This is a genomic window from Leucobacter triazinivorans (assembly GCF_004208635.1).
Taxonomy (GTDB): Bacteria; Actinomycetota; Actinomycetes; order Actinomycetales; family Microbacteriaceae; genus Leucobacter; species Leucobacter triazinivorans.
The window spans coordinates 376,845-402,137 of record NZ_CP035806.1 but is presented as its reverse complement, the minus strand read 5'-3'; the positions used below and the strand labels follow the sequence as shown (position 1 = coordinate 402,137).

At 69.0% G+C, this 25,293-nt stretch carries 21 protein-coding genes, 1 tRNA gene and 1 pseudogene; 14 read left to right on the top strand and 9 right to left on the bottom strand.

Going from position 1 to position 25,293, the window contains the following annotated elements:
- Positions 1–157 precede the first annotated feature (157 nt).
- The 5 genes from ligA to gatB all read left to right on the top strand — a co-directional run bounded on the left by ligA (position 158) and on the right by gatB (position 6,893).
- The gene (ligA, locus tag EVS81_RS01845) at positions 158–2,617 is read left to right on the top strand and encodes an NAD-dependent DNA ligase LigA (RefSeq protein ID WP_130108879.1); all 2,460 of its coding nucleotides are present in this window, start codon (positions 158–160) and stop codon (positions 2,615–2,617) included.
- A 142-nt stretch (positions 2,618–2,759) separates the two neighbouring features.
- Positions 2,760–3,428, top strand: a complete 669-nt coding sequence (locus EVS81_RS01840) for a DNA-3-methyladenine glycosylase I (protein WP_130108878.1) — start codon at positions 2,760–2,762, stop codon at positions 3,426–3,428.
- A gap of 80 nt (positions 3,429–3,508) precedes the next feature.
- Positions 3,509–3,844, top strand: a complete 336-nt coding sequence (gatC, locus tag EVS81_RS01835) for an Asp-tRNA(Asn)/Glu-tRNA(Gln) amidotransferase subunit GatC (RefSeq protein WP_130108877.1) — start codon at positions 3,509–3,511, stop codon at positions 3,842–3,844.
- A 14-nt stretch (positions 3,845–3,858) separates the two neighbouring features.
- Positions 3,859–5,379 carry an Asp-tRNA(Asn)/Glu-tRNA(Gln) amidotransferase subunit GatA gene (gene gatA, locus EVS81_RS01830; protein ID WP_130108876.1) on the top strand — a complete coding sequence of 507 codons (1,521 nt, stop codon included), beginning with the start codon at positions 3,859–3,861 and terminating at the stop codon, positions 5,377–5,379.
- Positions 5,379–6,893 (top strand): Asp-tRNA(Asn)/Glu-tRNA(Gln) amidotransferase subunit GatB, encoded by a 1,515-nt coding sequence (gene gatB, locus EVS81_RS01825; protein ID WP_130108875.1) that lies wholly within the window; start codon positions 5,379–5,381, stop codon positions 6,891–6,893. Before gatA ends, gatB begins: the two co-directional genes overlap by 1 nt.
- An 80-nt stretch (positions 6,894–6,973) precedes the next feature.
- On the opposite strand, the gene glpK is transcribed toward gatB, so the two are convergent.
- From glpK to EVS81_RS01800, 5 genes are all read right to left on the bottom strand, one after another.
- The gene (gene glpK, locus EVS81_RS01820) at positions 6,974–8,503 is read right to left on the bottom strand and encodes a glycerol kinase GlpK (RefSeq protein ID WP_130108874.1); all 1,530 of its coding nucleotides are present in this window, start codon (positions 8,501–8,503) and stop codon (positions 6,974–6,976) included.
- Positions 8,504–8,560: 57 nt separating this feature from the next.
- On the bottom strand, positions 8,561–10,282 hold the full coding sequence (locus EVS81_RS01815) for a glycerol-3-phosphate dehydrogenase/oxidase (RefSeq protein ID WP_240739918.1): 1,722 nt from the start codon (positions 10,280–10,282) through the stop codon (positions 8,561–8,563).
- Positions 10,283–10,418: 136 nt separating this feature from the next.
- The gene (locus tag EVS81_RS01810; RefSeq protein ID WP_130108872.1) at positions 10,419–12,152 is read right to left on the bottom strand and encodes a dihydroxy-acid dehydratase; all 1,734 of its coding nucleotides are present in this window, start codon (positions 12,150–12,152) and stop codon (positions 10,419–10,421) included.
- Positions 12,153–12,159: 7 nt separating this feature from the next.
- Positions 12,160–13,608: an NAD-dependent succinate-semialdehyde dehydrogenase gene (locus tag EVS81_RS01805; RefSeq protein ID WP_130108871.1), complete on the bottom strand. Its 1,449-nt coding sequence runs from the start codon at positions 13,606–13,608 to the stop codon at positions 12,160–12,162.
- A gap of 2 nt (positions 13,609–13,610) precedes the next feature.
- The gene (locus EVS81_RS01800) at positions 13,611–15,515 is read right to left on the bottom strand and encodes a thiamine pyrophosphate-dependent enzyme (protein WP_130108870.1); all 1,905 of its coding nucleotides are present in this window, start codon (positions 15,513–15,515) and stop codon (positions 13,611–13,613) included.
- 95 nt (positions 15,516–15,610) lie between these two features.
- Here EVS81_RS01800 and EVS81_RS01795 point away from each other — a divergent pair, with 95 nt between their 5' ends.
- The 6 genes from EVS81_RS01795 (at position 15,611) to dinB (ending at position 22,121) form a co-directional block, all read left to right on the top strand.
- Entirely contained in the window at positions 15,611–16,522 is a 912-nt protein-coding gene (locus EVS81_RS01795) for an IclR family transcriptional regulator (protein ID WP_165384164.1), read from the top strand.
- 25 nt (positions 16,523–16,547) lie between these two features.
- A complete protein-coding gene (locus EVS81_RS01790) occupies positions 16,548–17,858 on the top strand; it encodes an ABC transporter substrate-binding protein (protein WP_130108868.1) in 1,311 nt (436 codons plus the stop codon).
- Between the two features lie 72 nt (positions 17,859–17,930).
- The gene (locus tag EVS81_RS01785) at positions 17,931–18,806 is read left to right on the top strand and encodes a carbohydrate ABC transporter permease (protein ID WP_130108867.1); all 876 of its coding nucleotides are present in this window, start codon (positions 17,931–17,933) and stop codon (positions 18,804–18,806) included.
- Positions 18,803–19,678, top strand: a complete 876-nt coding sequence (locus EVS81_RS01780) for a carbohydrate ABC transporter permease (protein WP_205879371.1) — start codon at positions 18,803–18,805, stop codon at positions 19,676–19,678. The genes EVS81_RS01785 and EVS81_RS01780 overlap by 4 nt, the downstream gene beginning before the upstream one ends.
- A 33-nt stretch (positions 19,679–19,711) precedes the next feature.
- A complete protein-coding gene (locus tag EVS81_RS01775) occupies positions 19,712–20,800 on the top strand; it encodes a Gfo/Idh/MocA family protein (protein ID WP_130108866.1) in 1,089 nt (362 codons plus the stop codon).
- 58 nt (positions 20,801–20,858) lie between these two features.
- On the top strand, positions 20,859–22,121 hold the full coding sequence (gene dinB, locus EVS81_RS01770; RefSeq protein WP_130108865.1) for a DNA polymerase IV: 1,263 nt from the start codon (positions 20,859–20,861) through the stop codon (positions 22,119–22,121).
- Here the strand turns inward: dinB and EVS81_RS01765 are convergent.
- From EVS81_RS01765 to EVS81_RS01755, 3 genes are read right to left on the bottom strand one after another with little or no spacing between them, the layout of a single operon-like run.
- A complete protein-coding gene (locus EVS81_RS01765) occupies positions 22,112–22,690 on the bottom strand; it encodes a DUF2017 family protein (RefSeq protein WP_130108864.1) in 579 nt (192 codons plus the stop codon). The two genes, dinB and EVS81_RS01765, sit on opposite strands and share 10 nt — an antisense overlap.
- The gene (clpS, locus tag EVS81_RS01760) at positions 22,687–23,013 is read right to left on the bottom strand and encodes an ATP-dependent Clp protease adapter ClpS (RefSeq protein ID WP_130108863.1); all 327 of its coding nucleotides are present in this window, start codon (positions 23,011–23,013) and stop codon (positions 22,687–22,689) included. Before clpS ends, EVS81_RS01765 begins: the two co-directional genes overlap by 4 nt.
- The gene (locus EVS81_RS01755) at positions 22,994–23,341 is read right to left on the bottom strand and encodes a metallopeptidase family protein (RefSeq protein ID WP_130108862.1); all 348 of its coding nucleotides are present in this window, start codon (positions 23,339–23,341) and stop codon (positions 22,994–22,996) included. The genes clpS and EVS81_RS01755 overlap by 20 nt, the downstream gene beginning before the upstream one ends.
- Before the next feature lie 154 nt (positions 23,342–23,495).
- Between EVS81_RS01755 and EVS81_RS01750 the strand changes: the two genes are divergently transcribed.
- From EVS81_RS01750 to EVS81_RS15995, 3 genes are all read left to right on the top strand, one after another.
- Positions 23,496–23,571: transfer RNA gene (locus EVS81_RS01750), tRNA-His, on the top strand.
- Position 23,572: 1 nt separating this feature from the next.
- The gene (locus EVS81_RS16000; protein ID WP_240739916.1) at positions 23,573–23,863 is read left to right on the top strand and encodes a hypothetical protein; all 291 of its coding nucleotides are present in this window, start codon (positions 23,573–23,575) and stop codon (positions 23,861–23,863) included.
- 12 nt (positions 23,864–23,875) lie between these two features.
- A complete protein-coding gene (locus EVS81_RS15995) occupies positions 23,876–24,115 on the top strand; it encodes a hypothetical protein (protein WP_240739915.1) in 240 nt (79 codons plus the stop codon).
- 78 nt (positions 24,116–24,193) lie between these two features.
- On the opposite strand, the pseudogene EVS81_RS15990 reads toward EVS81_RS15995, so the two are convergent.
- Positions 24,194–25,246 (bottom strand): annotated as a pseudogene (locus EVS81_RS15990) (recombinase family protein); the annotation flags it as partial.
- Between the last annotated feature and the right edge of the window lie 47 nt (positions 25,247–25,293).

The window sequence follows — 25,293 nt, the reverse complement described above, 5'->3', positions numbered from 1 at the left end:
GAGTCGTCGAGGTCTCGAGGCGTCGAGGTCTTGAGGCGAAGGGGCGTCGAGGCGTCGAGGTCTTGAGGCGAAGGGGCGTCGAGGCGTCGAGGTCTTGAGGCATAGGGGTGTCGAGGCGTTGGGGTGCGGACGAGGGCCGCCTCCTAGACTGGATCCCGTGAACCCCAACTCCGATATCCCGACCGAGTTCGACGCCGCGCGAGCCGAGGCCGCGCGGCTCACCGGCGAGATCGAGCGACTGCGCACCGCGTACTACTCCGAGGCCGCGAGCCTCGTTTCCGACGCCGAGTACGACGAGATGTTCCACCGCCTCGAGGCGATCGAGCGCGCGTTCCCCGAGCTGGCCGGACAGGACAGCCCGACCCAGGAGGTGGGCGCCGCCGTGGTGTCGGCCGGGTTCCCGGAGCACGAGCACGCCGAGCGCATGCTGAGCCTCGACAACGTCTTCTCCCTCGAGGAGTTCCGCGAGTGGGCCGAGAAGACGCGCGCGGCCGCCGGACGCGAGGTGCGCTGGCTCACCGAGCTCAAGATCGACGGGCTCGCCATCAGCCTCGCCTACCGGAACGGCGTGCTCGAGACCGCGACGACCCGCGGCGACGGTCGGGTGGGCGAGGACATCACGGAGAACGTCGACCTCATCCCGGTGATCCCGCGGCGGCTCACCGGGACGGGCATCCCCGAGTTCTTCGAGGCTCGCGGCGAGGTCTTCCTCACGACCGAGGACTTCGCAGCGCTCAACGCGCGTCAGCGCGCGCTGCAGGAGGAGTTCGCGGCGGAGCAGCTGGCCAAGGGCGTGCCCGAGGAGAAGATCGCGGTGCGCTATCCCGACTTCGCGAACGCGCGCAACACCGCCGCGGGCAGTCTGCGCCAGCGTGCCGAGAAGAAGAACGCGCGGGAGCTCGAGCTCATGCGGGATCGGCTCGGCCGGCTCTCGCTCTACATGCACGGGATCGGCGCGTGGCAGCACCCCGGCTTCGAGAACCAGTCGGATGCCTACGCGCTGCTGGAGCGGTGGGGCCTGCCGGTGTCGCCCCACTCCCGCGTGTTCGACGGCGTCGACGAGGTCGCGGCGTTCATCGAGGATCGCGGCGCGCACCGGCACGACGTCGAGCACGAGATCGACGGGATCGTCGTGAAGGTCGACGAGTTCGCGCTGCACGCCGAGCTCGGCGAGACGAGCCGGGCGCCCCGGTGGGCCATCGCCTACAAGTACCCGCCGGAGGAGGTGCACACGAAGCTGCTCGACATCCGGGTCGGTGTGGGCCGCACCGGCCGGGCGACGCCCTACGCCGTCATGGCGCCGGTGAAGGTGGCGGGATCCACCGTGCGGCAGGCCACGCTGCACAATCAGCAGGTGGTCGCCGCCAAGGGGGTGCGCATCGGCGACACCGTCGTGCTGCGGAAGGCCGGAGATGTCATCCCCGAGGTGCTGGGCGCGGTGGTCGAGGTGCGCGACGGCAGCGAGGTCGAGTGGCAGATGCCTCGGGAGTGCCCCGAGTGCGGCACCGAGCTGCGGCCGATGAAGGAGGGGGATATCGACCTGCGCTGCCCGAACGCGCGCTCCTGCCCTGCCCAGCTGCGCGGCAGGGTCGAGCACATCGGTTCCCGCGGCGGACTCGACATCGAGGTGCTCGGGGAGATCACTGCGGCCGCGCTCACCCAGCCCGAGTTCCCCGCCGAGCCGCCGCTCGAGACCGAGGCGGGCCTCTTCGAACTGAGCATCGACGAGCTCGTGCCGATCGTCGTGATCGTGCGCGACAGCGAGACCGGAGAGCCACTGCTCGACGATCAGACGGGGGAGCCCCGGCGGCGCACCCCGTTCCAGAAGCTGAGCGCTGCGATGTACCCGCCGGGCTGGGAGGATGCGACACCCGCAGAACGCCGCAGGGCGGGCATTACGAAGGATCACCGGGTACCGGAGCCGTCGAAGGACGTCGATACGCTGCTCGCGGAGCTCGAGAAGGCCAAGACGAAGCCGCTCTGGCGACTGCTGGTCTCTCTCAACATCCGCCACGTCGGGCCGGTCGCGGCCCGTGCGCTCGCCGACTGGTTCGGCTCGCTCGATGCCATCCGCGCGGCGTCCGTCGCGGAGCTGTCCGAGGTCGAGGGCGTGGGCGGCATCATCGCCGAGTCGCTCGCCGAGTGGTTCGAAGTGGACTGGCACCGGGAGATCGTGGAGCGCTGGGCGGCTGCGGGCGTGCAGTGGGCCACGCCGGGCCACCCCGGCCCGGGGGCCGCGCAGGCCGACGGCGGCGTGCTCGCCGGGCTCACGGTGGTGGCGACCGGATCGCTCGACGGGTTCACCCGGGACGGGGCGAAGGAGGCGATCATCCAGGCCGGGGGCAAGGCGGCGTCCAGCGTCTCGAAGAAGACCGACTATGTGGCGGCGGGCCCGGGCGCCGGGTCGAAGCTGGCGAAGGCTGAGGAGCTCGGGATCCCAGTGCTCGACGCGGAGCAGTTCGCCGTGCTCGTCGCCCAGGGGCCCGCCGCGCTCGGACTCGGGGGAACTCCCGCGGAGGCCGCGGGCGACGGCGCGGAGGTCGGCGCGGAGGTCGGCGGTGACGTCGACGACGACGCGGACGTCCACGGTGCGGAGGTCGACGGCGCCGAATCCTGATCCGACTGCGCACAGGCGACCGTGCGCGCGAGTTATCCACAAGTCGCGGTTCCGGTCTGCGCTGCGCTCCGGGCGTCACTAACCTGAGGGGCACGCGCATCCGGACCCGGAAGCGCGGTCGTCAGCGCGGGAAGGATCGGAGATGCCTCAGCACCCAGTCGAGCCGGGAGGCCCCAGACCTCAGAGCCCCACGGGCGCGCCGACGCGCGCGGCGTGGGCGACGAGCGACCCGCTGCTGACCGAGTACTACGACACGGAGTGGGGCATGCCGGTCTTCGGAGAGCAGGAGCTGTTCGAACGCCTGAGCCTGGAGGCGTTCCAGTCCGGTCTCTCCTGGCTCACGATCCTGCGCAAGCGCGAGGCATTCCGCGCGGGCTTCGACGGCTTCGACCCCGAACGCGTCGCGGAGTACGGGGACACCGAGATCGAGCGCCTGCTCGCCGACCCCGGCATCGTCCGCAACCGGATGAAGATCGCCGCGACCGTGCGCAACGCGCGTGCCGTGATGCGCCTGCGCGACGGCTCCGGGCCCGGCCTGGCCGAGCTCCTGTGGTCGTACATGCCCGAGCGTTCGCCGGCGCCCGAGCGCGACGAGCAGGTCCCCGCCGCCTCACCAGAGTCGCACGCGCTCGCGAAGCAGCTGAAGCGCCTCGGGTTCTCGTTCGTGGGACCGACGACCGTCTTCGCGCTGATGACCGCCACCGGTATCGTGGACGCGCACCTGGTCACGAGCCACCGCCGCGGATGCTCCGGTCTCTGGAACGCCGACGGATCGCGCACCGCGCAGAATCCTCCGTTCCCGCATCGATAGGATGGTGGGGTTCGCCGGGGCCGCCAGCTGCGAGACCCCCGGCACCGAACCTCCCACTCCCGACGTCACGATGGAGCAGCATGTCTGAAACCCCTGCGGCAGAACGCGCCGCGGCGACCGGAGAGATCACGGCCGAGACCGTGCAGCATCTCGCCGGCCTCGCCCGGATCGCCCTCACCGATGCCGAGATCGCCTCGCTCACGACAGAGCTCGACTCGATCCTCGCGAACATCGCCAAGGTCAGCGAGGTGGCGCGCGACGACGTGCCCGCCACGAGCCACCCGATTCCGCTGAACAACGTGATGCGGCCCGATGAGGTCGCCGACGTGCTGACGGGAGAACAGGCGCTCGCGAACGCGCCCGAGGCGGCCGACGGCATGTTCAAGGTGTCCTCGATCCTCGGCGAAGAGCAGTAAGGGCGGACGCGCAGATGACTGATGTGATCCATCTCACCGCGGCGGAGCTCGCCGCGAAGCTCGCCTCCCGCGAGGTCTCGTCAGAGGAGGCGACGCGTGCTCATCTCGACCGCATCGCGGCCGTGGACGGCGAGCTGAACGCGTTCCTCGCGACGGACGCTGAGGCATCGCTCGCCGCGGCGCGCGGGATCGATGCGCGTCGCAGCGCGGGCGATGCCCTCGGCGAACTCGCGGGCGTGCCGCTCGCGGTGAAGGACGTGCTCGTCACCACCGACATGCCGTCGACCGCGGGATCGCGGATTCTCGAGGGCTACCGCTCGCCCTACGATGCGACGGCGGTGGCGAAGGCGCGCGCCGCCGGTCTCGTGTGCCTCGGAAAGACGAACATGGACGAGTTCGCGATGGGATCCTCCACGGAGAATTCCGCGTACGGTCCCACCCGCAACCAGTGGGCCGCCGACCGCGTGCCGGGCGGTTCCGGCGGCGGGTCGGCCGTAGCGGTCGGCGCCTTCGAAGCCCCGCTGGCGCTCGGCTCCGACACGGGCGGTTCGATCCGCCAGCCCGCGGCGCTCACCGGCACCGTGGGCGCGAAGCCCACCTACGGGGGAGTCAGCCGCTACGGCGCCATCGCACTCGCCTCGTCGCTGGATCAGATCGGCCCGTGCGCCCGCACGGTGCTCGACACCGCGCTGCTCCACGACGTCGTCGCGGGCCACGACCGCCACGACTCGACCTCGCTCGATTTCGACTGGCCCTCGATGGCCGCAGCAGCGCGCGACGGCGCCGATCCGGGATCGCTCCGGGGCCTGCGCGTGGGCGTCGTGAAGCAGCTCATGCTCGACGGCGTGCAGCCGGGTGTCAAGGCACGATTCGAGGAGTCGCTCGCCCTGCTCACGGCGCAGGGCGCCGAGATCGTCGAGATCGACGCCCCGCACTTCGAGTACGCGGTGGCGGCCTACTACCTGATCCTGCCCGCAGAGGCATCGAGCAACCTCGCGAAGTACGACTCGGTGCGGTTCGGTCTGCGCGTCGCCCCCGAGGGCGGCGGTACCGTCGAGAGCGTGATGAGCGAGACCCGCGCCGCCGGGTTCGGGGTGGAGGCGAAGCGCCGCATCATCCTCGGCACCTATGCACTGTCGGCCGGCTACTACGACGCCTACTACGGAAGCGCGCAGAAGGTGCGCACCCTGATCCAGCGCGACTTCGCCGCGGCGTTCGCCCAGGTCGACGTGATCGCGTCGCCGACGACGCCCACGACTGCGTGGCGCCTCGGCGCGCACGGCGGCGATCCGCTGCAGGACTACCTCAACGACGCGACCACCATCCCGGCCAACCTCGCCGGGATCCCCGGGCTCAGCCTGCCCATCGGCACCGCGAGCGAGGACGGCCTGCCGGTCGGCCTGCAGCTCATGGCGCCGGCGTTCGAGGACGCGCGCCTCTACCGCGCGGGTGCCGCGGTCGAGAGCCTCATCACCGCACGCGACGGGCGGGCGTTCTGGGAACAGGTGCCGGGATACGAAGGGGGAGCCCGCTGATGGCGAAGACCAAGCTGATGGATTTCGATCGGGCGCTCGAGCTCTTCGAGCCCGTGATCGGCCTCGAGGTGCACGTCGAGTTGAACACGCAGACGAAGATGTTCTCCTCGGCGCCCAATGCCTTCGGGTCGGACCCGAACACCAATCTCACGCCGGTGTGCCTCGGCCTGCCGGGCGCGCTGCCGGTGGTGAACGAGCAGGCGGTACGCTACTCGCTGCGCCTGGGCCTGGCGCTCGGCTGCGAGATCGCCGAGGTCTCCGGGTTCGCGCGCAAGAACTACTTCTACCCGGACATGGCGAAGAACTACCAGATCTCGCAGTACGACGATCCCATCGCCTTCGACGGGTCGGTCGAGATCGAGCTCGCGTCGGGGCGCGTCGTGCACGTGCCGATCGAGCGCGCGCACATGGAGGAGGACGCCGGCAAGCTCAATCACGTCGGCGGCTCGACCGGGCGCATCCAGGGCGCCGAGTACTCGCTCGTCGACTACAACCGCGCAGGGGTGCCGCTCGTCGAGATCGTGACCCGCCCGATCTTCGGCGGCGAGGCCGACACGCCCGAGATCGCCGCCGCCTACGTCGCGACCATTCGGGAGATGGTGATCGCCCTCGGCATCTCGGACGCGCGCATGGAGCGCGGCAATCTGCGCTGCGACGCGAACGTGTCGCTGCGACCGCGCGGCAACGAGGACGCCGGCATGTCGGTGCTCGGCACCCGCACCGAAACCAAGAACGTCAACTCGCTGCGCTCGGTGGAGCGGGCGGTGCGCTTCGAGATCCAGCGCCAGGCCGCCATCCTCGACGGCGGCGGCACGATCACCCAGGAGACGCGCCACTGGCACGAGGACACCGGCGAGACCTCGCCCGGGCGACCGAAGAGCGATGCGGATGACTACCGCTACTTCCCGGAGCCCGATCTCGCACCGCTCACCCCGTCGCGCGAACTGGTCGAGGAGTTGCGCGCCGCGCTCCCGGAGCACCCCACGCTGCGGCGCCGCCGGCTGCGCACGGAGTGGGGTTTCTCGGCGCTCGAGTTCCAGGACGTGGTCAACGCCGGGCTCACCGGGCTGATCGAGGCGACGGTGGACGAGGGCGTGCCCCCGCAGACCGCGCGCAAGTGGTGGACCGGGGAGATCGCCCGCATCGCGAACGAGCGGTCGGCAGCGCCGGCGGATCTCATCACTCCGGCCCAGGTGGCCTCGGTGGTCGAGCTCGTCGACGCCGGAACCCTCAACGACAAGCTCGCTCGCCAGGTGCTCGCCGGCATCATCGCCGGGGAGGGGACCGCCTCCGAGATCGTGGAGTCGCGGGGCCTCGCCATCGTGTCGGACGACGGAGCCCTCATCGAGGCCGTCGACGCAGCGCTTGCCGAGCAGCCCGATGTACTCGCGAAGATCCGAGACGGCAAGGTGCAGGCCGCCGGTGCCATCATCGGCGCGGTGATGAAGGCGATGCGGGGCCAGGCCGACGCGGCGAAGGTGCGCGAGATCGTGCTGGAGCGCGCGGGCCAGTAGGCACACCGCGCCCTGCCGGGCGAGCGCGCCCTGCCGGGCGAGCGCGCTCGCCCGGCGCTGCTCGCTGAACCGGCGGCGCGCTACTCCCGCACGTCGTCGTCGATCCAATCCATCGACTTCTCGACGGCCTTTCTCCACACGCGCAGGCGCCGCTCGCGCTCGGAGACGTCGAGACGCGGCTCCCAGCGTCTGCCCTCGCGCCAGTTGGCCGTGAGGGCCTCGAGCCCGTCCCAGAACCCGACCGCGAGGCCCGCAGCGTACGCGGCGCCGAGCGCGGTGGTCTCGGCCACCTCGGGGCGCACTACGGGGACGCCCAGCACGTCGGCCTGGAACTGCATGAGGGTCTCATTCCCGACCATGCCGCCGTCGACGCGCAGCTCAGAGAGCGGCACGCCGCCCGAGGCGGCGATGTCGGCGTTCACGGCGTCGAGCACGTCGCGGGTCTGAAACGCGACCGCCTCGAGCACCGCACGGGCGAGGTGCGCCCGGTTGGCATAGCGGGTGAGCCCGACGATCGCGCCCCGCGCGTCCGGGCGCCAGTACGGCGCGAAGAGCCCGGAGAAGGCGGGGACGATGTGCACGCCTCCGGAATCGGGCACGCTCGTCGCGAGCGGCTCGATCTCCGCGGCGGAGTCGATGATCCCGAGCTGATCCCGCAGCCACTGCACGAGCGATCCGGTCACCGCGATCGAGCCCTCCAGGGCGTAGTGCACGGGGCCGCTGCCGAGCTGGTAGCCGACGGTCGTCAGCAGCCCGTTCCCCGAGTGCACGATCTCGCGACCGGTATTGCAGATCAGGAAGCAGCCGGTGCCGTAGGTGTTCTTGCTCTCGCCGGCATGGAAGGCCGCTTGACCGAAGGTCGCCGCCTGCTGATCGCCCAGGATCCCCGCGATCGGGGTCTCCCGGAGCAGGGAGGAGCTCTCCGCGAAGCCGTAGACCTCGGATGACGATCGGATCTCCGGCAGCATCGAACGGGGCACACCGAAGACCTCGAGGATGTCGTCGCGCCATTCGAGCGTGCGCAGATCCATGAAGAGGGTGCGCGAGGCGTTGGTGACGTCGGTGACGTGCACACCGCCGTCGACGCCGCCGGTCAGGTTCCACAGCACCCAGCAGTCGGTGGTGCCGAAGAGGAGGTCCCCGGCCTCGGCAGCGTCTCGCGCGCCATCGACGTTCTCGAGGATCCACGCCAGCTTGGTGCCCGAGAAGTAGGTGGCGAGCGGCAGGCCCACCACGCCCGCGAAGCGGTCGATCCCGCCGTCGGCCGCCAGGCGATCGACGATCGCCTGCGTGCGGGTGTCCTGCCACACGATCGCACGGCAGACGGGCTGCCCGGTGCGTCGGTTCCAGACCACCGTCGTCTCGCGCTGATTGGTGATGCCGATCGCCGCGATGTCGTGCCGGGTGAGATCGGCACGGCCGAGGGCGATGCCGATCACCTCCTGCACATTGCGCCAGATCTCGAGCGCGTCGTGCTCGACCCAGCCGGCCTGCGGCATGATCTGCTCGTGCTCGCGCTGCCCGATCGCGACGGGTGTGCCGGTGCGATCGAAGACGATGGCGCGCGTCGATGTCGTGCCCTGGTCGATCGCGATGACGTGGTCGGCCATGCGTGTGCTCCTTCGTTGGATATGCGTGCGCTGCAGGGGTGTCGATCGGGTGCGGGGTCAGGTGAGCGGGGCGATCCCGGACTCGCCGAGGATCACGCGGTGCTCCCGGCGCAGCAGCTCGGCCGTGCGCGACACCTCGTGCCCGCACCGCTCGGCGCTCCAGCCGAGCACCGGCGCGATCGCTGCCGCCGCGCCCTCGAGCCCGGCACGGGTCAGCCCGCCGGTGAAGGCGAGCGAGGTGCGCCGCAGCAGCAGGTCGTCGAGATGCACGACGCGCTCCTGCGCGGCGAGCCAGGCGAGCTCCTCGTCGGAATAGCCCGGGAGGTCGCGGGAGTCCGTGGGCACCGACGGCAGCGCGCGCAGCACCTCGGCGGCCGAGGTGCCGTAGCGGTCGAGCAGTGCGGAGACGAGCTCGGGATCGTGGCCGCGACCGTGCCGCGCGATCCAGATGCGGCGCGAGGCCCGCCCCGAGGGGAACCCGGCCCCTCCGCCGATGGGCGTCGCGCGCGTGCTCGCGATCCGCTCGGCCCCGAGCAGGGCGAGCGCTTCGTCCGCCAGGTGCTCGCCGAGCGCGCGGAACGTCGTCCACTTCCCGCCGACGAGGCTCAGCAGCGGAGCGCGTCCGATACGACCGCGCTCGATGCGGTAGTCGCGCGACACGAAGCCGGGCGCGGTGTCGTCGTGCCGCGGCAGCGGTCGGATCCCCGAGAAGGTGTACACGATCTGCGAGCGGTCGACGCGGATCGCGGGAAACACGTGCCCGATGAGGTCGAAGAAGTAGTCGACCTCCTCATCCGTGCAGCGGCTCGGCTCGCGAGGGTCGGCATCGATGTCGGTCGTGCCCACGAGCACCCGGCCCTTGACGGGGTAGATGAGCACGATGCGCCCGTCGGAGTGCTCGAAGAAGATCTCGCGACCTCCGGTCGCATCGAGCAGCTCCGGATGGTCGAGCACGATGTGCGAGCCCTTGGTGCCGCCGAGGAAGGAGGTGGGCGCACCCAGAGCCTCGTTCGTCAGATCCGTCCAGGGCCCGGTGGCGTTGATCACCAGGCGCGCGGCGAAGTCGAACTCGGCGCCGGTGACCTCGTCCCGCAGCCGAATCCCGTCCGGCACCGCACCGACCGCTGAGACGTAGTTCGCCGCGCGTGCACGATCGCCGCCGGCCGCGACGCCGTCCGAGAGCACGTCGAGCGCGAGCCGCTCCGGGCTGTGCATGGACGCGTCGAAGTAGCTCGCGGTGTACTTGATCGACGGCGTGAGTCGAGGCAGGTCTCGCAGGGAACGAGTGCGTCCGTGGAACCGGTGGCGCGGAATGCGTCCGCCGCCACGCGAGAACGTGTCGTAGAGCATCAACCCGATCTTGATGAGCAGGGCGCCGCGCTCGCGGGGCTTGCCCCGTCCGTGCGTGACGAGCAGCCGGAACGGGGCGGTCAGCACGCCTGAGAAGGTCGAGAAGATCGGGATCGTGGTCAGCAACGGCTTGACGTAGTGCGGTGCATTGCGGGTCAGTCGGTTCCGCTCCTGCACGGCCTCGCGCACGAGGCGCAACTCGCCGTTCTCGAGATAGCGAATGCCGCCGTGCACCATGTGGCTGGAGGCCGAGGACGCCCCGGAGACGAAGTCGCCGCGCTCGACGAGGGCGACGTCGACCCCCTGCAGTGCGAGCTCGCGGAACACCGCGATGCCGTTGATCCCTCCGCCGATCACGAGGACGTCGGCGCCCGGCCGCTCCCGCAGCGCCGCGACATCCGCTCGCTCCGTCGATGTGCACTCGTTCACCCGTCCCGTCCTTCCATCCGTCTGCGAGGATTCGGCATCGTCTCCGTCCAGCATGCCGCATCCGGCCTGAACGGCCGAACCGCTCGCGTCCACATACGTCACTTGTCGATCGAAATCACGAATCAGAGGTTGCCGACTATTGCAGGAAGTCAAGATCCGCTCCCTGTGTAGCCTGGGTCACCCTCTCGGCGTAGAGGCGCCGCCAGCCGCGTGGAGGCGGCTCGGGCAGCTGCAGCTCATTGCGCCGCCGCGCGAGCTCGGTCTCGTCGACCAGCAGGTCGAGCGTGCGAGCCGGCACGTCGAGGCGGATCCGGTCCCCGTCGCGGACGAGCCCGAGTGGCCCGCCGATCGCGGCCTCGGGGCTGCAGTGCAGCACGATGGTGCCGTAGGCGGTGCCGCTCATGCGGCCGTCCGAGATGCGCACCATGTCGCGCACGCCCTGCTGGGCGAGGTAGCGGGGGATGGGGATCGAGCCGGCCTCGGGCATGCCGGCTCCGACGGGCCCGATGTTGCGCATGACGAGCACGTCGTCGGGAGCGATGCCGAGCGATTCGTCGTCGAGGCGCGCTTCGAGGTCGTCGAGCGAGTCGAACACGACGGCGGAGCCCTCGTGGATCATGAGCTCGGGCGTGGCGGCGGCGGCCTTGATGAGGGCGCCCTGCGGCGCCAGGCTGCCGGTGAGCGAGACGAGCGCGCCCTCGCCGCCCAGGGGATCCTCGAGCTTGCGGATCACCCGCTGCCAGGGCTGCGGCCCCGGCTCGTCGGCGATCAGCTGCCCGAGCGTCTTGCCGGTGACGGTGAGCGCATCGAGGTCGAGCAGCGGTGCGAGGGTCTTGAGGAGCGCGGGCATGCCGCCGTCGCGGTGCATGTCGGGCAGGTAGTTGCTGCCGGCCGGCTTGCAATCGACGAGCAGCGGCGTCCGGGCCGCGGCCTCGTGGAAATCGTCGAGCGTCAACTCAATGCCGAGGCGCTTGGCGATCGCGGTGAGGTGGATCACCGCATTGGTCGAGCCGGCGATCGCCGAGAGCACCACGAGCGCGTTCTTGAACGCCCGCTCGGTGAGGATCTGCGATGGCCTGAGACCCTCCCTGGCGAGCTCGACCGCCCGCCTGCCCGTGGCGGTGCCGAGCCGCAGCCGCTGCGAGGAGACCGAAGGGGCCGTGCCTGCGAAGGGCAGCGCGATGCCGAGCGCCTCGATGAGGCAGCCCATGGTCGAGGCGGTGCCCATGACCATGCAGGTGCCGGCCGTGGGGGCGAGCTCGGCGTTGGCCTCGGCGATGCTCGCCTCGTCCATGCGCCCGCCGCGGAAGTCGCTCCAGAGCCTGCGGCAGTCGGTGCACGCGCCGAGGCGCTCGCCGCGGAAGCTGCCCACCATCATGGGGCCCACGACCAGCTGGATCGCCGGGATGTCCGCCGATGCCGCCGCCATGAGCTCGGCCGGCACGGTCTTGTCGCATCCGCCGAGCAGCACGACGGCGTCCATCGGCTGGGATTTCAGCTGCTCCTCGAGCTCCATCGCCATGAGGTTGCGGAAGAGCATGGTGGTGGGGTTGGTGAGGATCTCGCCGAGCGACATCACCGGGAACACGAAGGGGATGCCGCCGGCCTCGAGCACGCCGCGCTTAACGTTCTCGATGAGCTGGGGCATGTCGCGGTGGCAGGTGGTGTAGTCGGAGGTGGTGTTGACGATGCCGACGACGGGCCGGGCCACGTCATCGGCGTCGAGGCCGGCTGACGAGAGGAAGGCTCGGCGGATGAATCGGCTGAAGCCGGTGTCGCCGTAGTTGGTGAGGCTCCGATCCACTCCGGTGAGCTCACCGGCGCCTGCAGCGGCGGTATCGGTGGGTGTGATGTCGTCGGTTCCGCTCATGCCCGCCTCAGATCTGGATGTTCACGTACTTGGTGGTCGTGTAGTCCAGCACGCCCTCGGCCCCGCCCTCGCGCCCGAAGCCCGAGTCCTTGGTGCCGCCGAAGGGCGCCTCGGCCGTGGCGATCGCCAGCGTGTTGACACCGACCATGCCCGCCTCGATCCGCTCGCTGGCGAGGATCGCGGTTCTGAGGTCTCTCGTGAAGACGTAGCTGGCGAGCCCATAGGCGGTGCTGTTCGCCAGCGCGATGGCCTCGTCGAGGGTGTCGAACTCGGTGATCGGGGCGACCGGAGCGAAGGGCTCGTCGCTCATGATGGCGGCGTGGGCGGGCACGCCGGTGAGCACGGTCGGATGGAAGAAGTAGCCGCGCTCGAAGCGCTCGTCGCGGCCGCCGCCGTGAGCGACCCGCGCGCCCAGCTCGACGGCGTCCGAGACGAGCGCCGCGGCCGCCTCGACCCGGCGGGCGTTGTTGAGCGGGCCGACGTCGGTGCCCGCGTCGAGGCCGTCGCCGACTCTCATGCCGGCGGTCGCGCGCACGAAGGCCTCGGTGAAGCGCTCGGCGATCGACCGCTGCACGATGAAGCGGCTCGGCGAGGCGCAGACCTGACCAGCGTTGCGGAACTTGAAGGCCGCGCAGGCACCCCCCGCGGCCTCGACGTCGCAGTCCTCGAAGACGAGCACGGGGGCGTGGCCGCCCAGCTCCATCGATGCCGGGATGATGCGGTCGGCAGCCGCGTGGAGCAGCTGACGGCCGACGGGCACGGACCCGGTGAGCGAGATCTTGCGGATCACGGGTGACGAGATGAGCCGCTCGCTGATCATCCGGGAGGATCCGGTGAGCATGGTGACGACGCCTGCGGGGATGTCCGCCTGCCGGCAGGCCTCGGCGATGAGCAGGGTGGAGAACGGCGCCTCCTGCGCCGGCTTCACGATGATCGAACAGCCGGCCGCCAGCGCGGGCGCGATCTTGCGCGATGGCAGCAGGGCTGGGAAGTTCCACGAGGAGAACGCGGCGGCGACGCCGACGGGTTCGCGGCGGACCGTGATCCTGTTCGCGGTGCTGTGCCCGTCGACCGTGCGCCCGTAGATGCGTCTCGCCTCGTCGGCGTACCAGTCGAACTGGTCTGCGGCGGCGTTCCATTCGGAGACCGACTCGGCGAGCGGCTTGCCCTGCTCGCCCGTCATGAGGCGGGCGGCGTCGGGCACCCATTCGCGCAGCAGTCGCGCGACCTCGCGCAGTCGCGCGCTGCGGGTCCAGGCGTCCGTGGAGCGCCAGGCGCCGAAGCCGGCCTGGGCCGAGGCGAGGGCCTCGTCCACGTCCTGCTCCGTCGCGGCCTGGATGGTGCCGAGCACCTGTTCGGTGGCGGGGTTCAGCACGTCGATGGTGCGTCCGTCGGAGGCGTCGCGCCAGGCTCCGTTGACGAAGAGGCGGTCGGGGTGCTGGTCGGGGAATGCCATGGTCAGAGGTCCGTTCCGTGTCGAAGTGCCTGGGTCTCGGCGACGTTGTTGCCGACGTTCCAGCGGCCGAAGGCTCCCATGCCTCCCAGCGGGTCGTCGCCGAAGTAGACGGGGACGTGGATCAGGCTGAGGCCGTCGTGCTCGTGGGCCTCGTCGAGGGCGGCCTCGAGCTCGGCGAGGCTCGTGCCGCCGAAGATGCCGCGGACGCCGACGACGGCTTCGGCCCATCCGACGTAGTCGACCTCCACCCGATCGCTGGTCGCGTAGTCGGCGCCGTACTGGTCGCGCTGCAGCGACGAGATGGCACCCTGGCGCCGGTTGTCGAAGAGCACGATGGTGCCGCGCGAGCGGTGCTCGACGCCGTCGATGAGGATCTGGGGGTTCATCGAGAATGATCCGTCTCCGGTGAGGGCCACGCCGTAGAAGGGCCGGTCGGCGATGCCCGTGGCGAGCAGCGCGCTGGATGCGAAGCCCATGTAGCTGGCCCCGGTCTCGGTGATCGACTGGCCGGGCCGCTCGTCCTCGACGATCTGGAACCCGTTGGCCTGCACGTCGCCCGCGTCGAAGAACGAGACGGCGTCGTGCTCGCGCGCCCAGCGGGTGACGAGGTGGATCGCGGCGGGCTGGGTGAGCACTTCTCTGCCCCACACGGGGTCGAAGAGCGTCTCGTTCTCGTAGCGCACGTGCGCATGATCGCGCCAGGCCCGGCGCGCGGCGGCGCATTCGCGCGCCCATTCGCTCTCGAGCGGCTGCGGCGCCCCCTCTCGCTGCGTCCCGGCGCCGAGCCGGCGCGCGGCGCCGATGAGCTCCCGTAGCGTCGCCGCGGCGTCGCCGCGGAGTGCGGTGGTGAGGTTGTAGTGCGTGACGGCGGAGACGTCGGTGTTGATGTTCACGACGCGGCGCACGCGAGGGTAGCCGGTGCGCGACATGTCGGATTGGCAGACGGGGCGGGCGCCGACGTTGACGAGGATCTCGGCGTGCTCCATGGCGTGGTTGCCGCTGATGGATCCCTTCGAGCCGCCGACGCCGCAGTTGCGGGGGTGGTCGTGGGGCAGGAGGCCCGATGCCCGGGGGGTGGTGACGAGGAAGCCGTCGATGAGGTCGAGCAGCTCGGCGATCTCGGCGCCGGAGTCGAGCGCGCCGGCACCCGCTTTGACGACGATCCGGGGGCTCTCGATCAGCAGGCGGGCGACCTCCTCGTAGGATCCCGCGGCGGCGCCGAGCCGCGGCGGGGCGGCGGTGGGCAGGGCGCGGAGATTGAGCGTGAAGGTCTGAGGCTGCACGTTGATGGGCAGCAGCAGGAAGAAGGGCTGCCCGCGGTGGGGATCGTCGACGGCGTTGAGCCCGCGCCGGAGGGCCTCGGGCAGCGCCCACGGGGTGTGCAGCGAGTACGAGGGGCCCATCGTCGAGGTGAGGCGCAAGAACTGCTCCTGCTCGCCGCGGGGCAGCTGCTGCATGTTCTCGCCCTCGGCTTCGGTCGTCTCGTCCGCGTAGACGTGCCAGACTCCGATGCCGTCGCTGGCCGCTGCGAGGCTGCCGGCCATGGCCTGCAGGGCACCGGGGCCGATCGAGGTGAAGACGGCCGACTTCTGCCCGGTGCTCCAGCGGAGTGCCGTGGCCGCGTGGGCGGCCTCGACCTCGTTGCGCACCGCGTGCGTGCGGAGCAGCCCGGCCGCCTCGTACACCCTCATGGCCTCGCCGAGATCCGTGCTGCCGTGGCCGAAGATGCCGATGAACGTGCGCACGTCCTGCACGAGCAGGCCGAGGATCACGGCCTCTGCGACGGTGATCTCGAGGTGCTGGGGCAGCGCGCCGGCGTCGAGCGCGGCGATGACTCCGCCGTGACGGGCGATGGCGTCCGCGCGCGCCGCGCGCTCCGCGCGGGAGGGGGTGAGGTCGTCTTCCATAACGTTCAGATTACCGCATGTTGCCAAAAGCGCAACAGTGTTGTAAAAATAGATCATCCCAAACAAAACTGTTGTCTCGAAAAGGATCTCGTTTCATGTCCCTCACCCCGCCCCTCGACCGCATCCCGGTCGCCGCCGCGCCCAGCGCGACGGCTCTCGGGATCCGCGGGAGCGCCGAACTCGGCGCGCGGAGCGGGTGCAGGAAGATTGAGGGCATGAATACAACAACAACGGCAGTGAAGCAATCGGGAGCCCTGCATACGGGCCTCGACGTACTGGAGGTCGTCTCGGCGAACTCCAGCGGTATCGGCGTAACCAACATCGCGGCAGAGCTGGGAGCGGACAAGGGCAACATCCACAGAGTGCTCCGGTCGCTCGCGGATCGCGGCTACGTCGAGCAGGACGAGCACACCAAGCTCTTCTTCCCATCAGGCTCCCTCTTCCGCATGGCGGGCACGTTGCTGCGACAGCAGAACCTGGCAGTCGTGGCCATCCCGTTCATGCGCGCGCTCAGCGAAGAGCTCGACGCTCCGGTCCACCTGGCCAGGCGGCTGAGCCGCGGCGGGGTCTACATCGCGCGCGAGGGGTCGTCGAAGAGCGGAGCCAGCGTCGAGACCGAGATCGGCGTCCAGCCCCCGATCCACGCCTCCGCGACGGGGAAGGCCCTCTTCCTCCTCGCCACACCCGAAGAGCTGAACGATCTCCTGCCCGGAGACCTCGAGCGGTTCACCGACCGCACGATCAGCACGCTCGACGGGCTCTGGGACGAGATCAGCTCGGCCCGCCGGATCGGCTACACCTCCGACCGGGAAGAACTGAACATCGGCGTCAGCTGCGTCGCGGCGCCGATCCTCGACTACTCGGGAGCCGTCGTGGGCTCGATCGGCATCTCCGGTCTGGCCGTGGTTCTCGCGGACGGGGCGCTCGACCATCGCGGTCGGCGCGTCTCGGAGGTCGCCGCGCTCATCACCGAGCGGCTCGGCGGCAAACCCCTTCGCGGTACCTGATACAACCATCGAACAAGGAGCAAGGATGCACCCCACCTCAATGAAGAATCGTGCGGCGAAGCGCGTCGTCGCACTGACCGCGCTGGTCGCCACGTCGAGCCTGCTGCTCTCGGCGTGCTCAGGGCCCTCCGGCTCGGGGGATGGGGAAGGCACCGGCAGCGGCGACGTCAGCCTGACGCACTACTTCAGCGATGCGTTCGGCGAAGCCGCCTTCAAAGAGATCATCCCGATGTGCGGGACCGAGACCGGCGCCACCATCAGCAATGGCCCCATGGGCCAGGAGGCGTTCAAGGACTCGATTCTCGTGCAGCTCGCCGGCGGCAACCCGCCGAGCCTCGCCTCCTACTGGGCGGGCGCAAAGACCGCGTCGCTGGTCGAGAAGGATCTGCTGCGCCCGATCGACGGCCTTTGGGAGGCGAACGACCTCGACGCCGTGATCCCGAGCGGCATGACCGAATCCGCATCCGTCTACGACGGCGAGAAGTACCTGCTGCCGTTCGTCTACCACTATGTCGGGCTCTTCTACAATCCGACGGTCATGGCCGACGCCGGCATCACCGAGATGCCCGCGACCTGGGACGAGCTGATGGACGCCGCGGACAAGCTCAAGGCCAACGGCGTGACCCCGTTCGCGCTCGGCTCGAAGGATCGCTGGCCCGCGCAGTTCTGGTTCGACTACATCCTGCTGCGCACGGCGGGCCCCGACTACCGTGCCCAGCTCATGAGCGGTGAGGCCTCGTACACCGATCCTGAGGTCGCTCGCGCGTTCGAGATGTGGAAGGAGCTCTTCGACAAGGGCTACTTCAACGACAGCCCGAACGGCATCGACGCGAACGACGCCGCGAACCAGGTCTCGGGCGGCACCGCGGCCATGACGCTCATGGGCACCTGGGTGACGGGCGCCTGGGACTCGAACGGCGTCGAACCGGTTACCGGCTACGACATGTTCCCGTTCCCCGAGATCGATCCCGGCGTCGAGCCCTCCGCCCTCGGCCCCGTGGACGGCTGGATCGTGCCCGCCAAGGGCGCCAACAGCGAGTCGACCGACCAGGTGCTCGCCTGCCTCGCCTCGGCCGACGCGCAGCGCACCATGGCGCTCGCGGCCGGCGGCCTCGCCCCGAACGTCGACGCCGACATGAGCGAGCAGAACCAGGTAATGCAGAACGCCGCGAAGATCGTCGCCGAGACGCCGAGCTTCAACTTCAACTACGACCTCGCCACTCCGCCCGAGGTCTCGTCCGAGGGCCTGAACATGCTCGCCATGTTCGTCGACAGCCCGGCCTCGTACGAGGACTTCCTGGCCCAGCTGCAGGCCCAGGTCGAGTCGCTGTACTGATCGAACGGCTCCCGTCGTGGGCTGTGCGCCCGCGGCGGGAGTCGTCTGCCACTTCCGCCTGGAGAAGGAGCGATGAAGCACAAGACCCTATGGGCATGGATCTTCCTGTCCCTGCCCCTCGCGGCCTATACGATCATCGTGTTCGTGCCGGCCGTCATCTCGTTCAGCGACAGCATGACGAACGCCTCCACGCTCGGAGGCGATTCCGACTTCGTCGGCTTCGCGAACTACCAGCGACTATTTGGCGACGAGGCGTTCTGGAGCTCGCTGCGAGTCACGGTCGTCTGGACGGTGGTCGCCGTCACCGCCCCCGTCGCGCTCTCGCTGCTCATCGCGGTCATGCTGGGCAAGCTGACCGTTCTCGGCAAGTTCGTGAAGACCATGTTCTTCCTGCCCCTCGCCCTCTCGCTCGTCGTCGTCGGGCAGGTCTGGATGTGGCTGATGCGGCCCGACAACGGACTCATCAACATCGTGCTGCAGGCGATCGGCCTCGGCGACCTCGCCCGCCCGTGGCTCGCAGACTCGGGCACCGCGCTCGCCGCGGTCCTCGTCGCCTGGAGCTGGCAGCAGATCGCGCTCGGCGTCATCATCTTCCTCGCCGGCCTCACGGGCGTCTCCGCAGACCTTTCGGAGGCGGCGAAGCTCGACGGCGCGAGCCACTGGCAGCACTTCAGGCACGTCACGTGGCCCGCGCTCAACCCCGCGCTTATCGTGGTCATGTCGCTCGCGCTGATCAACGCGCTCAAGAGCTTCGACATCGTCTACGTCATGACCTCCGGCGGCCCCTTCCGCACGACCGAGACCCTGGCCCTCTTCAGCTACCGGATCGCGTTCACCAACTACGACGCCGGCTACTCGAGCGCGGCGGTCGTGATCCTCTTCCTCCTCACCACCGCCATCATCGGCACCTTCTTCTGGTGGACCGGCCGCAAGGGAGCCCAGCAATGACGACCACCAGCCTCCTCCTGCTGCCGCAGGGCAAGAAGCCGAAGCGCCGGATGGACGCGTCCCGGGTCCTGCTGCTCGCGCTCATGATCGTGGCCGGCCTCACCTTCGTCGCGCCCATCCTCGGCATCCTCTTCACCTCGATGCGCACCGAGGCCAGCATCGCGAACGATGGCCTCTGGACTTGGAGCGCGCAGCTCACCGCCGACAACTACGTGCGGCTGTGGGCCGAGACGGGCATGTGGCGCTACATCGTCAACTCGTTCCTCATCACCGTGCCCGCCACGCTGATCTCGGTGGCGCTCGGGGTGCTCTCCGGCTATTCGCTGGCGAAGTTCAAGCCCCGCGGCGAGAAGTTCATCACCCTCTTCCTCGTCTCCGGGCTGTTCATCCCCCCGCAGATCCTGCTGCTGCCACTGTTCCGCTCGTTCACGGCGCTGAACCTCTACGACACCCTCTGGCCGATGATCATCGTGCATGCGGGATACGGCGTCGCGCTGTGCACGCTCATGATGAAGAACTTTTTCGAGAGCATCCCCGATGAGTTGCGCGAGGCCGGTATCATCGACGGCGCCGGCGAACTGCGCGTGCTGGTCTCGCTCGTGCTGCCGGTCGCTCGCCCCGCGCTCGCCGCGTTGGCGACGCTGCAGTTCACCTTCATCTGGAACGACTTCCTCTACCCCCTCGTCTTCACTCGGAGCGACGAGATGAAGTCGGCGATGGTGGGCCTGCTGGCACTGCAGGGCCCCTACACGACCGCCTACGGCATCCAGGCCGCGGTCGCCGTATGCGCCAGTCTGCCCACGATCATCATCTTCATCTTCTTCCAGAAGCAGTTCACCGCGGGCCTCACCGCGGGCGCTGTGAAAGGCTGACACGACCCCGCATCGCGCGGAAAGGAACCACAGATGCTCAACGTTGGAATCATCGGATGCGGCCGAATCTCCGATCTGCACGCCGCCGCCTACGACGGCCTGGAGAATGCGACGATCGCCGCGGTCTGCGATTCGAATGAGGCGCTGGCGCGCGACCGCGCCGCCGCCTGGGGCGTGCCGGAGCGCGGTGTGCACACGGATCATCGCGAGCTGCTGGCCCGGCCGGACATCGACATGGTCGAGATCCTGGTGCCTCACCATCTGCACCTCTCGATCGCCTCCGACGCGATGCGCGCCGGCAAGCACGTCTCGCTGCAGAAGCCTATGACGCTGTCGGTCGCCGACGCCGATGCCCTGATCGAGCTGGCCCGCGAATGCGGCGTGCGCTTCAAGGTGTTCGAGAACTTCGTCTTCTACCCGCCGCTGATGAAGGCGAAGGAGATCGTCGACGCGGGCACGATCGGCGAGATCGTGGGCATCCGCCTGAAGTCGAACCCCGGGATGAGCCCCACGCAGTGGCATGTGCCTGCTGCGGCCCAGGCCTGGCGCGTGAACCCCGAGATGTGCGGCGGCGGGCCCCTGGTATTCGACGACGGGCACCACAAGTTCGCGGTCGCTTGGCACTTCCTCGGCCTGCCCACGCGCATCCACGCGTTCATCGGGACGACGCCGGACGGCATGCTCGACGCTCCGTCGATCGTCAGCTGGACCCATGAGAACGGCGCGATCGGGTCGCTCGAGGTCGTCTATTCGCCCGAGCTGCTGCTCAAGACCAATCACTATGCGCAGGACGACCGGGTCGAGATCACCGGCACGAAGGGGGTGATCTGGGTGGCGCAGGGTCACGGCCGCCTCTTCGACCAGCCCGCCGTGCAGGTCTACGCCGACGGGGTGCTCACCAGCTACGACAACGTCCCGATCGGCTGGGAGGAGAGCTTCATCCGCTCGGGCCGCGACTTCGTGGAGGCGCTGGAGACCGGCCGCGACCCCAAGCTCACGGCCGAGCAGGGGCGCGAGGTGCTGGCCTTCGCGCTCGCCGCGCAGCGGTCGGCGCAGCAGCAGCGTGAGATCACCCTACCGTGTATTGAGGGTCGCTCTGATGCGTGTGGTGCCCGAGAATAGGCTGAGGTCAAGAGCCGGTACCGGTACTCGTGTCAGCGGCGTGTGATGCAATGGGGGCATGAGTCCTGAGGAAACGGAGCCCGGCGGTCGACGCTCCGCGTCCATCCTGCACGTCGACATGGACTCGTTCTTCGTCTCGGTCGAGCTGCTCGACCGGCCGGAGCTGCGCGGCCTTCCCGTAGCCGCGGCGCACGACACGGCGCGCTCCGTGGTGTCGAGCGCGAGCTACGAGGCCCGGCGCTTCGGTGTGCGTTCGGCGATGCCCGTCGTGCGGGCCAAGCAGCTCTGCCCCCAGCTCGTGCTGGTTCCCCCCACCTTCGAGAAGTACCGGCGCGCGTCGCGAGCGGTGATGGCGATCTTCCAGGAGTTCACGCCCCTCGTCGAGCCACTGAGCATCGACGAGGCCTTTCTCGACGTGGCGGGGTCCGTGCGGCTGTTCGGCACTCCGGCGGAGATCGCACGGCAGCTGCGCGAGCGCGTTCGGGATCGCACCGGGCTGCCGGCATCGGTGGGGCTCGCGGGCACGAAGTTCGTGGCGAAGCTCGCCTCCCAGCGGGCCAAGCCGGACGGGGTGCTCGAGGTGCCGCCGCAGCGCACGCTGGAGTTCCTGCATCCGCTGCCGGTCGAGGCGATGTGGGGCGTCGGGCAGGCGACCGCGCGTGCACTCGGTGCCCGCGCCATTCGCACCGTGGCGGATCTCGCCCGCGAGCCGCTGCCGTCGCTCGAGCGCATCGTCGGCGTCGCGAGCGCTCGACGCCTCCACGATCTCGCGAACGGACGCGACGAGCGACGGGTGCAGACCGCCCGGGTCGAGAAGAGCATCGGCCACGAGGAGACCTTCGCGCACGACGTGGTCGATCCGGCCACGCTGCATCGGGAGCTGCTGCGCCTCTCGACGCGCACGGGGGAGCGGCTGCGCGCGGCGGGGATCGAGGCGCGTACGATCTCGATCAAGGTGCGCTGGGAGAGCTTCGAAACCGTCACCCGCTCGCGCACGCTTCCCGAGGCGACGCACGCGACGCAGCGCATCTATCGCACCGCGACGGAGCTCTTCGCCGGTCTGGGGGCTGCCGGTCGGCCCGTGCGCCTGATCGGTGTGCGGGCGGAGCAGCTGGTCGATGCGGGCAGCGAGCCGGCGGGCCTCTGGAGCGAGGACGACGGATGGCGGGCCGTCGACCAGGCGGTGGATGACGTGCGCGGCCGCTTCGGCGCCGCGGGCGTGACGTCGGCGAGCCTGCTCACCGGCCGCGATGAGGTCGTTGATCCGCGATCGTTGCAGCCGCCGGAGCGGCACGATGCCCGGGGCGGCCATCACCCCTGATCGGGATCCTGCCCCGGCGCCATGATCGTCAGGACGGACTCCAGGATCGCCGCGAGCCAGTCGAACACGAGCACAGTGCCACGGGTCTCGTCCTCGGAGACCAGTCGCGCGTGGTCCTCGGCGGTGTCGAGTCCGATCCGCGCAGCGATCGCCAGGCGCAGCGCCGTAACCGTGCGCACCCAGGCCGGCAGCGTTTCGGTGGAGATCTCGACCTCGACGTACTCGGTCTCGCCGGGCACGCCGCCGCCGAGGCCGAGCGCCGATGTGACCTGCATCGCGTCCTGCAGCTTCCGGTTCAGCAGGCCCTGCTCGGTGACGCGCCGGAACTGCGCGGCGTCGTCGTCGCCCGAGTACGCGTCGGGGAAGAGGCGCGCCAGCGCCGGATCCTCGGGCATCTCGTCCGAGCCGCCGACCTCGAGGCTCGCGAAGAGCGGGTCGGGATCCAGTGCGGTGCTGCTGTGGCTCTGGAGCAGCTCGGTGAGCTGCGAGACCAGTTGATCGAGCATCGCGGCCTCGTCGGGGTCGAGCAGCAGCCGGAGCTGCCCGGCCGGCAGCGGCAGCAGCTTCATGAGTCGCCCGCCTGCCGCACGGTGGCCCAGAGACCGTAGCCGTGCATCGCCTCGACGTGCATCTCCATGGACTCGCGGGCTCCTTCTGCCACGACTGCGCTGCCTCGATGATGCACCAGCAGCATCAGCTCCTCCGCGTGCGCGCGGTCGAAGCCGAAGTGCGTCTGGAAGACGTACGCCACGTACGACATGAGGTTCACCGGGTCGTCCCACACCACGGTCTGCCACACGCGCTCCGGCGCGGCGCGCTCCTGTTCGCCGAGCTCGGCCCGGGTGCCCGTCGCACGCAAGGTGATCACCGGTTCAGCCCCACCCGAGCTCATGGATGCGCGATTCGGTGATGCCGTAGAAGTGGGCGATCTCGTGCACGAGGGTGACGCGGATCTCGTGGACGAGCTCGTCGTGGTCGGCGCAGTGCTCCAGGAGGTTCTCGCGGAAGAGGATGATCCGGTCAGGCTCCTCGCCGTAGCCGTACACGTTGCGCTCAGCGAGGGAGTAGCCCTCGTACACGCCCAGGATGCCGCTGCCGTCCTGCGGGCGGTCCTCGACGAGGAAGATCACGTTGTCGAGCTGATCGAGCATGTCGTCGTGCAGCGAATCGAGGCCGTCCGCGACCATCGATTCGAATTCCTCGTGCGACATCTCGAGCATGGTTTCACCCTACACAGAAAGCGGCTGGGAACGAGGGGAAGAAACGAGGAACGGGGAGCGCACACGCCCGGCGCGCGCCGGTTGGCGAAGCGGGCGCCCGATGGGCTATGATCGTGGGGTTGCCTCGTTCGCCCTGGCGGGCGCGGTCAGCATGGTGGCTATAGCTCAGTTGGTAGAGCACCGGCTTGTGGTGCCGGTGGTCGCGGGTTCAAGTCCCGTTAGCCACCCCAAATGGGAGAGGTTCAAACCCTCGACAAGAGTAACCACTCTTTGTCCGGTCTGAACCTCTCCCTTCTTCTTCGCTTCAGCGGCCCAGTTCAGAGCGTTCATCTGCTCCTCGGTATCGCAGAGCGACCCGAAAGGTCGTTCGTATTCGACACGGACATCCCCGTCTTCCTCGATGAAGATCCGGTGGAAGAACGCCTGATTGCACAGTCGCCGGTTTGCGTCATCAGCACGCTCGTACACGCTGACGATGTTGGCAAGCAGCCCGAGCGAGTCATCGAGGTTTGCCCTTGCTGACGCATATTCATCGTGGTGCGCTTCGATTCGGTGCTGAATGTCTCCGATCTGATTCGCGATGCGATCCTGCTCCTGCTTCAACAGGTCGATCGGCACCGCCCCCGCGTAGTGGGCTTGCAACAGTTTCATGCGCTCGTCGTCGAGCCGGTCGCGCTCACTCGTAAGCCGCGAAAGCTCTTTTGTCTCGTTCGCCATGAGCAGGTCGAAGTCAGCGTGGATCTTTCCAGCGAGGTCTTGCCGCATGCCGGGTGACACTTCGATCATCTCGTAGTACTTCTCGATGAGCCGCTCGACATCTTCGATGAGCATGGCTTGCCTTGTGCACTCGGTCTTGCCGGAGTGCCTGCCTGAGCACACGAAATATGGGTAGACGTTGCCGTGGCGGTTCTTCGCGTTTGTGATGATCAGTCGTTCGCCGCACTGACCGCAGTAGACGGTGCCTTTCAGGTAGTGGTCATGCACCTGCGTGGCATCAGCTGCGGATTTGTGTGCGTCGAGCACGGCCTGTACCTGGTACCAGACTTCTTTGGGCACAATCGCGTCGTGGTTGCCCTTGTAGGTTGCTCCTTTGAACGTCACATCTCCCTTGTAGTACGGGTTCGACAGTAACCGGTGCAAGGTTGAGATCGCGATCGGTTTCGAGGGGCGCTTCGGAGTTGGCAGGGTGGTGAGCCCGCGGGCGATGAGTTCGCGATGGATTTGCGAGAGCGTCCAACGGCCTGAGGCGTATACCTGAAACGCCCAGGTGATGTGGTGGGCTCGTTCTTCGTCGACTTTCACGGTGCGGCTCTCGCGGCCGCGTTCATCACGCACGCCAATGTTGACGTACCCGATCGGCGCACGATTGATGGTGCCACCTTGCGCTGCCTTTTGTGTGAGCCCCTTCACGGTCTCGGTGGCGAGGTTTCGTGAATAGAACTCTGCGATCGATGACATGATGCCGTGGAGCAGCATGCCCGACGGGGTCTCGTCAATGTTCTCGCTGGCGGAGACGAGCATGACCCCCGCGTCACGCAGTGCGAGGTGGATGGCGACATCGTCAGCCCTGTTACGTGCAAGCCGATCCACTTTGTGCACGATGCAGTAGTTGACCTGGTGTTCGGCCACATACTTGATCATTCGCATTAGCTCGGGCCGGTCTGCCTTGCGGGCAGACTCGCCAGCATCAACGAACTCTTCGATGACTGTTGCACCGATCTGTTCAGCTTTGCGACGGTTCGCTTCACGCTGGGCCGGGATCGAGTACCCCTCGTCCGTGCCGCCCTTCTCTGCCTGCTCTTTCGTCGACACGCGTAGATAGGTGACCGCAATTGCGCCACCAGACGGCACTGAGGGTCGCGCAAGGTCATCGACCGCGGTGCGGTTCGGGGTTGGGCTCTTCATGACAGTTCTCCGCAATTTGTGGTTCTGAGCGCCCACCGCGGGAGGTT